The following is an 11,674-nucleotide window of genomic DNA, read 5'->3' as shown; positions in this document are numbered from 1 at the left end:
AAATTAAAGCAAAATGAAAAAAATAAGTTTTTTATTCATCGGTTTAACACTTCTTTTTGCAACATTAAGTTGTGAGAATGAGTTGGATCAAATACCGCAAGGAGCGCCTTCAACTGGTAATTTCTGGAAAACTGCTGCTGATGCAAAAGCAGGAGTAAACTCCATATATGCACTTTATAATGATGATAATATGTATGGTAGAGGGTTCTTTTGGCTTAATAATGCTAGTGATGATATTGGAACTAAACCAAGACAAAATGCGGAACGCATAAAGAACTTTATTGTTGATGGCTCTGAGTCTGATACTAAAGACATCTGGAAAGTACATTATGAAATTATGAAACGTTGTAATGATGTGATTCGAAATATTCCAAACATTACTATTGACGAACCTACAAAAAACAGAATGTTAGGCGAAGCGTATTTTAATCATGCAGTAATGCACTTAGAATTGGCTTATCGTTATGGCGATGACCGCGCCGGAATTCCAATTCAAGATAGAGAAGATCCTACAAATATTTATATTCCGCGTACAAAAAATGTAGCAGAGAATTACGCTTACATCGCAGCTGACTTAGTAAAAGCAGCAGATTTACTTCCTTATTTTAGTGAGTTAAGTACTGATAATTACGGGCGAGCGCATAAAACTGCTGCCTGGGGGTATTTAGTACGTACTTATTTGTATGCAAAGGATTATGATAATGCAATAAAATATGCCGATTTAATCATGAAAAGCGGTAAACAAGCTTTGTTGCCAAATTTTGAAGATGTGTTCAAAGTGAGTAACAATTGGTCTTCAGAATATATCTGGTCTGCAACTTCAAGTGCGGGAACAACTACATTAGGATCTATTTTTCCAGGTGTTTGTCTTGAAGATAAAGGTTGGGGTGCATACAATGGATGGGGAAATTTTTATCCTACAAAAGAATTATTAGATACTTATGTTGCAAATGATAAAAGACTTGCGGCTACGATATTGAAAAAAGGTGATAAGTTCACCTATTTTGGTAATGAAGTGACTTTTAACGAAGGAGCTTACCAAGTAAGTTCTAGTAACCGTACAGGTATGCAATTTAAGAAATATATGGATCCTTTTAGTTTTCCTAAAACAACTTCGGGTAGTGTTGATACGCGTTACGTAAATGCAAACGGAGACAAACCTTCAACGGCTTTAAATGTGCCGTTATTGCGTTATGCAGATGTGATTTTGATGATGGCTGAAGCCAAATTAATGAAAGGTCAAAATGCCGATACCGAAATTAATATGATTCGCAATCGTGCTGGTTTGCCTAGTCTTTCAGGAGCAACAATGACCGACTTAAAAAGAGAAAGACGTTGTGAGCTAGCAGGGGAGTGGACAGACCGTCATTTTGATCTAGTGCGTTGGGGTGATGCACAAGCAACCTACGCACAACCGCTACATGACTATAATGGAGTAGTAATTTACCCAGCTCGTAATTTTAATCCAGCAATACATAACGTATGGCCAATACCACCAGATGAAATCGCAGTAAGTAAAGGAACGCTTACGCAAAATCAAGGTTGGTAATCAATAATTTCAGTTTTGTTTTTTTTAGTCTTTACCCTGTGGGTTTGTTGTGATCTCGCAGGTGTAAAGCAAAAAATTAACATACTTTCTAACTTAAAAAACCAGTCTTTTAGCTCTAAAAGGCTGGTTTTGTTATTAAACAGTAGTACTATTTACACTTATAGCAACATAATTAATACACAAACAATATTCTAATGAAAAAAATAATTATCCTAATATGTTTCCCTGTTTTCTTGTTTGCGCAAGTTCAAGAGTACACCTCTTCAAACATCCATTCACACAATGATTACGCTAACGCACTTCCTTTTACAGCTGCCTATAGTAATGAAGTAGGAGTCATAGAAGCCGATGTATTTCTAGTAAATAACGATTTATTTGTAGCACATACAGTAGCAGATAGTAATCCAAATAACACCTTAAAGAAACAATATTTAGAACCGCTTACCAATAAAATAAAAGCTTTGCAGGGTAAAGTGTACCCAAACAATAAAGACTTAATTTTGATGATTGATGTAAAGTCGGATGCAGTTGCTACTTTACAACTGATCGTTCAACAATTAATTAATTACCCTGAAATTGTTGAAAACAAAGCACTAAAAATCATAATTTCAGGGAACAGACCAGATCCATCTTTATGGAAAAATTATCCTTCTTATATTTCGTTTGACGGACGAATAAATGAAGCTTATACTACAGAGCAATTGGCACGAATTGAAATGATTAGTGAAGACTTAAAAAACCACACGCAATGGAACGGCAAAGGTGTTTTAACTGAAGTGGATGCTAATAAAATAAGAACCATTATTGCCAAAGTGCACGAGCAACATAAAAAAATTAGATTTTGGTCAACGCAAGATAATGTGAATACTTGGATTGCTTTAATGAATTTAGACGTAGATTATATCGCCACAGACAATACGACTAAGTTAGCACAATTCATAGATGATTTAAAAAGAAATTACTTTCAAAACACTGAATTTCATACCGCTTATATTCCTGAAAATTCTTTGGCTTTCGCCAAAGTTAAAAAGCCTAAAAATATTATATTGTTGATAGGTGACGGAATGGGATTAACCCAAATTTATGCTGGTTACACTGCAAATAAAGGACAATTGAATATGTTCAACATGCCAGTGCAAGGATTTTCGATTACCAATGCCTCCGATAGTTATATCACAGATTCGGCTGCGGCAGCTACAGCTATGGCAACTGGACATAAAACTAACAACCGCTTTATAGGTGTTGATGAAACTGGAAAACCTCTAGTATCCATCATACAAAAATTAACTAAAAACAATTTTCAAACGGCCCTAATTTCTTCAGGAAATGTCACCGACGCCACTCCAGCAGCATTTTTTGCAAAACAAAGCGATCGAAGTTTTAATGAAGCCATTGCTTTGGATTTTTTAAGTTATCCTGCAGATATTTTAATAGGAGGAGGCACTGGCGAATTTATACATAGAAAAGATGGCAAAAACTTAGGCATACAACTACAAGAAAAAGGATATACCTTCTCGGATAAATTTAGCATGCTAGATACCATTGAGAACAGCAAGTTTGTACTAGTCGATAATGAAGCTGTTGTTTCTAAAAAAGAAGGAAGAGGGGATTTTTTATCTAAAGCTTTTACAAAAACAATTAAGACTTTTTCCAGATCTAAAAAACCATTTTTTATAGTGGAAGAAGGAGCTCAAATTGATTATGGAGGACATAAAAATGAATTGGATTATGTGGTGCGCGAGCTTTTAGATTTTGATCAATTAGTAGGTTTAGCCATGGAATATGTTGACAATAATAAAGAAACTTTGCTAATCGTTACTGCTGATCACGAAACAGGCGGTTTATCATTAATTGACGGTAGTATTGAAAAAGGATATGTTCATGGTGATTTTAGTACCAATGATCATACTGCTGTCGCAGTTCCTGTTTTTGCTTATGGCCCAGGTGCTGAAATTTTTAAAGGCGCCTATCAAAACACCGCTATTTTTGATAAAATACAATCTATTTTGCTCCAAAAATAAAAGTTTTTTTTTGTTTATTAGTAACAGCTGTTTTACTTTTAAAAAGTAGAACAGCTTTTTTTTATATTGATTTACAATTACTTAACTATTTGTTAAATGCTTATTACCCAACTTAAAACTGATTTTTGAGACATAGTAGTAGTATAAACTCAAATCATATTTTATGAAAAATCATGTTTTAAAATTCGGTCTAAAAATGTTTATTGCAGCTACATTTTTAGTTTCTTGTTCTGCACCTTCTATTGAAGGCACTGTAAATGCAAGTATTCAGGAAACTAAGGTTAGTGTCCCACAAAGTAAATTGCTAACGGCTAAAGCAGCTTCCTACACTTTATCAAACTGGATGGGAGCCTTAGAAGAAAACCAAAAATTAACTGCTTTCACCATTCCAGGAACACACGATTCAGGGGCTCGTTATGAAACTTTTTCTGGCACAGCAAAATGTCAAAACTTATCTATTGACGATCAATTAAAGGCGGGTGTTCGTTACCTGGATATTCGTGGGCGTCATTACAATAATACTTTTGAAATTCATCACGGAGTAGTATACCAAAAAATAAATTTCACTAATGTATTGAACAGTTGTAAAAGTTTCTTAGCGCAAAATCCATCAGAGACTATTATCATGTCTTTAAAAGAGGAGCATACAGCATCAGGAAATAACCGTACGTATGAGGCTACTTTTGATTCTTATGTGCAACAGTTTCCAGAACTGTTTTCATTAGGAAATACAATTCCAACTCTAAAATCAGTAAAAGGAAAAATTGTATTGTTAAGACGTTTTGCTGCTGTTAATACTAAAGGTATTGATGCTACAAACTGGACAGATAATACCGTTTTTGAAATTAATGCTACACAGGCTATTAAAGTACAAGATGTGTACAAAGTAGCTGATAATAATGCAAAATGGACTGCTATTACTGATTTAGCAAATGAAGCAAAACTAGGTAATGATGCTAAATTGTATTTAAACTATAGCAGCGGTTACAAATCAGGTCTTTTTGGAATTCCGAGTATTCCAACAGTTTCAAACACTATAAACCCAAAAGTTAAGAATTATTTTACGACTAATATTAAAGGTCATTTTGGGATTGTAATTATAGATTTTACTGATGCAACTACCAATGATTTAATGATTAAAACAAATTTTAATTAAAGTACTACTTTAACCTAATTCTTGCTACTTTTTTTTAAATGGTGAAATAAATGGTACCGTCCTTACAAGAAATAAAGTTCTTAAAAAAACGTATTACTGTCAAGGATAGCAACGGAAAGCCCGCAAAGGTAACAGTCTTTTTATAAAACAAACCCCAAAATAGCGACCGTAGGAAGCTCATTTTGGGGTTTTAGTTTTATAGACTGGTTCCTGCGGACTTGTAGTGAATAGCCAGCCCGGACAGCCTTATTATTTTAGCATTTTGCAGTTGTGATTTCGCCATTTACCAACCTGAAAATATGTAATGGATTGGCATTTTTTAAAGCATCAGGCAATAAAGCTTCCGGATAGTTTTGATAGCAAACCGGACGTACAAATCGCTCTATAGCGCCTGTTCCTACTGAGGTAGAATTAGGTGCTGTTGTAGCAGGAAATGGGCCTCCGTGTACCATTGCGTGGCAAACCTCAACACCAGTAGGGTAGTTGTTGATAAGGATTCGGCCTACTTTTAACTCTAATATATCAAAAAGTTCTTTGTAAGCCAAAAGATCATTTGATGTTCCAAAAACGGTCGCCGTTAAATGACCTTGTAAGTCGCTGGCATGTTTTAAAATTGCTTCTTTAGAACTGGCTTCAACAATAATACTCGACGGACCAAAGTTTTCCTCAGCTAGAGATGGATTTGCATTAAAATGCTGACTTGTTGTTTTGAATAATTGGGCAGTGGCATTATTTATAAGCGTACTCGTTTCTCCTTTAGCAAGCATTTCAATTTGGTTCGTTTCTTGCGTCTCTAATGCGCCCTTATCATACATTTTCTTGATACTTGGAGTTAACATTGTTCCAGCTGCTATCACACTGAATTTAGCTTGTAATTCCTCATAAAAAGGGATATTATCTATATTCTCATGAAGGAAAACAAGACCAGGATTAGTACAAAATTGGCCTACACCCATGGTGATCGATTGTGCTAAACCAGCGGCAATTACAGCGGCGTCGTTTTTAAGCATTTCTGGCAATATAAAAACGGGATTGGTGCTTCCCATTTCGGCAAAGACAGGAATGGGCTCTGGGCGGGCATTTGCATAATCAAACAAGGCTTTACCACCAGCAAATGATCCCGTAAAACCTACCGCTTTTATTCCGGAATGCTGTACTAAAGCAGCACCTATTTTCTTTGAATTTCCTTGAATTAATGCAAAAGTCCCTTCGGGCATATTACAAGTTTTTATGGCTTTGTAAATTGCATTAGCCACCATTTGTGATGTTCCAGGATGCGCTTCATGCGCTTTTACAATAACAGGACAGCCTGCCGCAAGGGCTGATGCAGTGTCACCACCAGCAGTAGAAAAAGCTAACGGAAAATTACTAGCTCCAAAAACTGCCACAGGCCCTAGCGGAATTAAAATATGTCTAATATCAGGTCTAGGTAGTGGCGCTCGGTCAGGAATAGCGGTATCTATGCGGGCATCAACCCAGGAACCCTCGCGTAAGTAACTTGCAAACAAATTCAGTTGATTGATCGTTCGGCCTCGTTCTCCCAGTAGACGCGCTATGGGCAAAGCTGTTTCTAAATGACAACGGTTGATAAGCGCGTCACCTAAATTAGCAATTTCAATTCCTATTTGTTCTAAAAAATGGGCTTTTTCAGCATTAGTTTTTTTGCGATAAGCAGTAAAAGCATTGGTAGCTTTTTCAACAACTTCATCAATTTCTTTTGGTGTAGCATTAGCAAATGTGTCCGCTAAAATTGTGTTGTCTACTGGGTTTATGGCTTGAAAGGTATCTTTAGAAATCATATAGTATATTTTTGGTTTTCCAAATTGGTTTACCAAAAATAAACATATTTAAATAAAACGAGGCATAATCCTTAAAGTATTTGAGATTATGGGATTATCGTTTTCATGATAAATAGGAGGGAAGCGGTAATTTATAGGCATAAAAAAAGTCCTTAGGGTGAACTAAGGACTTTTGTAATAATAAGCTATTATTTTTTAGACTCTTCGATAGAAAGCTTTCTAAATTCTTTTAACATTTTTTCCATTTCTAAAGTTGACTTACGTGCTCTTGCACCAGCAGCTTTAACTCCTTTATCAATTAGAGATTCTGTTTCTGCAGTAAATGTTTCAAATTCAGCGTTAATCTTTGCTACTAATTCTTTCATGATTGTTATATTATAGTTAAGGTCGCAAAAATAGAATTTTGCGGTGGATAGCCTAGCAATATTATGTTAAAAATATTTCAAAACGGACTTTTTTTCCTCATTTACTGGGCAAAAACGAGGTTTGGACTGTTTAATTGAATTTCGGTTTGAAAAAAAAAGCCGTTTTTATTGTATTTCTTTTGATAAAAAAGGAATTATTCCACCAACAAAAGTAGAAAAGCGACGCGTATTACTTAATTTTTTAAGTGATTTTATTGCTTAGATGGGTCAATTTGGTTTGTTTGAATATCGTATTGACGGTCTTGATATTCCTTACACATTGCTACAAATTCTTCAGTGTGTATGGTTCTAAAATTGTGATTTTCTTGCGGAATGATTTCAACCATTTTATCAATCATTATTTGGGGATCAAGTTGCTTTTTACCCATTTGTTCCGCTGCTTTCTCAATATCTTTTTTAGGAGTAAAGTGTACGTCTTCATCAAACCATTGTTTGTAAGAATCATAAGCGCGATCGTTAAAACCAGTTTCGAATGGCCCTGGATTGATAGTCGCTACCGTCACTCCAAAAGGTTGTAACTCATCACGTAAACATTGAACAACGGCCTCAAGCGCGTGCTTTGATGCGTTATAAGCTCCTAAAAACGGATTAGTCACTAATCCAGCAATCGATGAAAGAAAAATAACTTTCCCTTTTTTCTTTTCAACCATTTTTTTAATAAAAGGCTGTGAGAATTCAAGTGTTCCAAAGGTGTTGACCTCCATTACTTCTCTAAGATAATTTACTGGAATCTCTGCCATAGGTCCGGTTTCGGCTCTACCAGCATTGTTTACTAGAATATCAATATCGTATTGCCACGCTCTTTTACGGTCAATAGGATCTAAGATGTCTATTTTTATCAATTCAATTTGTTCTTTATAATCGGTGTCTGCTAATTCTTCTTTAAATCGAGACATTTGTTCCCATGTATGCACGGCAGCAATTACTTTGTGCCCTTGTTGTGCTAGTCCTATTGCTGTTCCTTTCCCTAATCCTGATCCTGCTCCTGTGATAAATATTGTTTGCTTCTTCATTTTGCTTGTATTAAAATTATTTTAGTACAGTAAAATTAAGGTTCTTAATAAGGGAATGGGTTATGCTACTTTTTACAATAGTTATAATATTATATATGGAGTGTATGAGAATTAGAGGTCTCAAATAGAGTTTAAAACTATTAGTATAAAATGCATCTTGTTTTTTCTTCTCAAAATTTTAGCTACAGATCAATACGATTAAAAGTATTTAACCTTAAAAATCAATTTAATCTATGGCTAATTTTAATTTTTTCTGAAATCCAATCATGCAGACTATCAGGGTGCCAAACCAAATCTATGGACTTATAGTCTATAGTTGTTTAGTTTATAAATGCGATTAGTGCAAGCATAAAACGAATTTATGCACCATGCAAGAAGACGTTCGCTGGAATACCAAAAAAATTTTTAAGCTTTTGAGCCATTTTTAAAGTGATTTCACGCTTGCCAGACAATATTGCTGAGACGTGTCCTTTACTCCCAATGATAGGTTCTAAATCTTTGTTTTTTATACCCATTTCTTCCATTTTTATTTTGCTGACTTCTAAAGCATCCAGTTCAGGCATAGGATAATTTTTATCTTCAAAATCTTTTATCAAAATAAGTAAAACACCCAGCTCGTCATCTTCGGGAGTGTCGGGTTCTGCGTGAAATATTTCCATTGCACGCTTTACAGCTATTTTATGTTCAGCTTCGGTTTTAATTACTTTCCAGTTCATTTTTTTTTAATGCTATAATTTTTTAAATTTTAGAATTACCTCTTCAAAATCTTCCTTTATAAATTCCCAATATTTTCCTTTAGAACAAATTGGATTAAAATCTTCATCAGCTTGATCGAAGGAAGTGAAGTTTTGAATTATTAAATCTCTGTCATGAGTATAAGAATATCTTTGCTTATGTAAATCTAACATTTGGCTGATATTGTATAATTGAAGCAAATCATGTAGATCCCAAAAGTCTTTTTTTCTCCCCCCTCGTTGCACAACATCTATTTTCATTGCAATAATTTCTTCAATAGTTGCCATTCTGACTCCGTCTACTTCGATATAAGGTTGTATATAACTATCTGTGTAATATAGGTCTAATTTTATCGTGTTTTCTTTGTCTTCTCCAATAAAATAAGACTTTCCCATTGCTGGAATTGTATCTATATAATCAACAAATTTAAAATTTTATTTTAGATAGTTCTCGATGCTTCCAAAATCTAATGTTCCATAGTCGGCATCACTAAACAAATCAATATCGATAGATTCTCTGTGACCTATTTGTAAACTCAATGCAGTACCTCCTACAAGTCTAAAATCATTAAAAATTTCAGATTGCATTAATTGTAATAAACTATTTTTCAGTAAATCATTTACAGTAGCGTAGTATAACATTATGCGTTTTCTTTATTGCTGTAAATGGTGTAAGGTTTACGACTACTATTTGCAAGTGTACTTTTAACGATGGCACTTTTATAGAAGTGTTTAATTTCTTCTTTTTCGATATCATTACCACGTTCAAATATTCGTCTAATTACCGCTTCTCTTTGTTTTTGCCAATCTATTTTAGAAATATCAGTATCCCAAAATAATGATTTTCTTAAAAGAGATAAATCAGGCGTGCTTTGTTTTGATTTCCTCTTCTCTTCTTTAATGTCATAATACGTTTGTAGTAAAGCAAGCGAGCCTTCTTCTAAGTTTAATTTCTCCTCAATTTTCAATGCTAAAGCAGTATTAAGCCTTCTTTTGCCTTTTGTTATAGTATTTAAGGTTTGTGGATGTTCTCCAATAGAAAGGGCAAAAGGACGTTGTGAAATCGCTTTTTTGTTCAGTAAGCGTTCCAATATTATTCCAGGGTGTATGCCTTTGTATTTTTCTATTAATGTATTCATAGTACAAATATAAACAATTTTGTTTACATTAAAATAATGCGGTGGTAATTATCTCTAGTCATCTTATATATAGACATGCATTTGAAAAACTTCTTGTTAATCACCAATAATGGAAAAACAACCCTAGCACCTATTTATGATTATATAAATTCTACTATAACGATTAAAAATCCTGATTAAGAAATTGTATTAACATTAAAAGGAAAAAGAGCAATTTCAAAGCAACTGATTTCATAGAATATTATGCCAAAGAAAGATTACAACCCAACGAAAAAATAGTAGCTACAATTTAGATCAAATGAAAAAAGCAACACCTAAATGGAAGGAGCTGCTTGAAATTTCTTTTCTCTCTAATGGAAATGAAAGAGAATTATTTGGAGTTGTTGGAAAGTAGAATAGCTGTTTTTGATTAAAATATTATTTTAAAATTGCTAGAGCTAATTAAAAATAACAATTAATAATATATTTTGGAATGTTATTTTATATTCTTTAGAAATGGACTTAACGCGTTTTCAAATTTAGGTAGCATACTAATTATAAATTCATTCATTTCTAGCCAATCAGTCTGCCTAAATAAATTTACGCCTTGCTTTTCAATTTTTACTCTACTCATTTTATTTTCAGGTAGCTCTTCCCATTCTACTTCTTGACCAAACATTTATTTGTTTTGACCCCTATAATATCGTGTAATAATTTATTACATTCTGAATTTTTACAGTCGTAATTACGCTGGTATACAGGAATCACAAATTGTACGTTAGGAGCTTGTAAAAAGTTATTTACCTGTAGTTCGTTGGCTTTCAGATTTTTGGTAGTGGCTTTGTTTTTATTTAAGATACTCTAGCTAATTTTAAAAACTTAATTACCCTTTAACTTTAACTGCATTTTTTTTAATTAAATCCCTAACACGTTGCATATGAACAGCAAGAATTCCATCCGAAAAATCACCTATTCTACCTCCTATTTTATTTTCTATGACTTTAAATAATATGTTAGACTCTTCTGGAGATATGTAAGTCAAACCTTTTTTACCTACACTCGCCACACCTCCTACATATCCTACCTGTGCAACCTTTGTCCTTATTTTATCATTTTTAAACGTCTTAGCTATAAAGCTTGCGACTTGTTTATTCATTAACATATAACTGCCTTTAGCTATATACGAAGTTTTTTCAGCAAGTATTTTTCCTGATTTGTAATGTTGAGCTGCTTGAGTTAGACCTCCCAAAATTCCTTTGCAAGTACTTGTACCTGGTATAATCAGAAGCGCTGAAAAAGCCATTTCATTTCTATTATTTGCCTTTTCTAATTCAATCCTTGTATCCTCATCTTTTACTAATTCATCAATTTTAATCATTATTTCATCTGATAATACTATTGGACCTGCATCATAGAAATCATCAAACTCATCCTTTGCTAAAGAATTATATTTCAAATTCAAAATTGAAAGTTCATTAAATAATTCAAAATAAGTTTGATTAAGCTCTATTTCCTTCTCAACCAAAGTAACACCAGCTTCTCTACGAACTTTATCATTTAATAAATTAGCTTCTGCCAATGTATATGTCAATGCTGGAATCTTTTCGATTTCAATTAAGGTGTTTTTATAAATATCCACTTCACTTGCAAGTATTTGAGGCAAAATAGATTTCAATTTAGTCTTGTGTTTTTCTAAAATCTCAATAGCTTCATTAGAATAAGTGTTATTAGAAAGAGGAGCGTCTTTATCTACAACATTGACAACAAAAGAGCTACCTATCGTATCCAAAGTATCTTCTTTTTTACTATTACATCCCACCATTAAAATAGTAGTTAAAATTAAGGCTATATATTTCATA

The 11,674-nt window shown here is 33.6% G+C and carries 10 protein-coding genes and 1 pseudogene; 3 read left to right on the top strand and 8 right to left on the bottom strand.

What is annotated here, in order from left to right; genetic code table 11:
* Window positions 1-13 precede the first annotated feature (13 nt).
* From HNP99_RS06225 to HNP99_RS06215, 3 genes are all read left to right on the top strand, one after another.
* On the top strand, window positions 14-1,549 hold the full coding sequence (locus tag HNP99_RS06225) for a RagB/SusD family nutrient uptake outer membrane protein (protein WP_173852396.1): 1,536 nt from the start codon (window positions 14-16) through the stop codon (window positions 1,547-1,549).
* 194 nt (window positions 1,550-1,743) lie between these two features.
* Window positions 1,744-3,570 carry an alkaline phosphatase gene (locus tag HNP99_RS06220; RefSeq protein ID WP_173852394.1) on the top strand — a complete coding sequence of 609 codons (1,827 nt, stop codon included), beginning with the start codon at window positions 1,744-1,746 and terminating at the stop codon, window positions 3,568-3,570.
* A 163-nt stretch (window positions 3,571-3,733) separates the two neighbouring features.
* Window positions 3,734-4,726 carry a phosphatidylinositol-specific phospholipase C gene (locus HNP99_RS06215; protein WP_217424392.1) on the top strand — a complete coding sequence of 331 codons (993 nt, stop codon included), beginning with the start codon at window positions 3,734-3,736 and terminating at the stop codon, window positions 4,724-4,726.
* A gap of 254 nt (window positions 4,727-4,980) precedes the next feature.
* Here HNP99_RS06215 and HNP99_RS06210 read toward each other — a convergent pair whose 3' ends face one another.
* The 8 genes and pseudogenes from HNP99_RS06210 to HNP99_RS06170 form a co-directional block, all read right to left on the bottom strand.
* On the bottom strand, window positions 4,981-6,525 hold the full coding sequence (locus HNP99_RS06210; protein WP_173852392.1) for an aldehyde dehydrogenase (NADP(+)): 1,545 nt from the start codon (window positions 6,523-6,525) through the stop codon (window positions 4,981-4,983).
* A 188-nt stretch (window positions 6,526-6,713) separates the two neighbouring features.
* Window positions 6,714-6,890 carry a histone H1 gene (locus tag HNP99_RS06205; protein ID WP_173852390.1) on the bottom strand — a complete coding sequence of 59 codons (177 nt, stop codon included), beginning with the start codon at window positions 6,888-6,890 and terminating at the stop codon, window positions 6,714-6,716.
* 251 nt (window positions 6,891-7,141) lie between these two features.
* Window positions 7,142-7,963, bottom strand: coding sequence for an SDR family oxidoreductase (locus HNP99_RS06200; RefSeq protein ID WP_173852388.1), 822 nt, complete (start codon window positions 7,961-7,963; stop codon window positions 7,142-7,144).
* Between the two features lie 359 nt (window positions 7,964-8,322).
* Entirely contained in the window at window positions 8,323-8,679 is a 357-nt protein-coding gene (locus HNP99_RS06195; RefSeq protein WP_173852385.1) for a helix-turn-helix domain-containing protein, read from the bottom strand.
* A gap of 12 nt (window positions 8,680-8,691) precedes the next feature.
* A pseudogene (locus HNP99_RS06190) lies at window positions 8,692-9,285 on the bottom strand (nucleotidyl transferase AbiEii/AbiGii toxin family protein).
* A gap of 53 nt (window positions 9,286-9,338) precedes the next feature.
* Complete coding sequence (locus HNP99_RS06185) at window positions 9,339-9,836, bottom strand: helix-turn-helix transcriptional regulator (protein WP_173852383.1); 498 nt, start codon at window positions 9,834-9,836, stop codon at window positions 9,339-9,341.
* 475 nt (window positions 9,837-10,311) lie between these two features.
* The gene (locus tag HNP99_RS06175) at window positions 10,312-10,494 is read right to left on the bottom strand and encodes a DUF4268 domain-containing protein (protein ID WP_173852381.1); all 183 of its coding nucleotides are present in this window, start codon (window positions 10,492-10,494) and stop codon (window positions 10,312-10,314) included.
* 204 nt (window positions 10,495-10,698) lie between these two features.
* Window positions 10,699-11,673 (bottom strand): hypothetical protein, encoded by a 975-nt coding sequence (locus HNP99_RS06170; RefSeq protein WP_173852379.1) that lies wholly within the window; start codon window positions 11,671-11,673, stop codon window positions 10,699-10,701.
* Window position 11,674 lies beyond the last annotated feature (1 nt).

This window comes from Flavobacterium gelidicaeli (assembly GCF_013294005.1).
Taxonomy (GTDB): domain Bacteria; phylum Bacteroidota; class Bacteroidia; order Flavobacteriales; family Flavobacteriaceae; genus Flavobacterium.
This window is presented reverse-complemented; position numbering and strand designations above follow the sequence as displayed.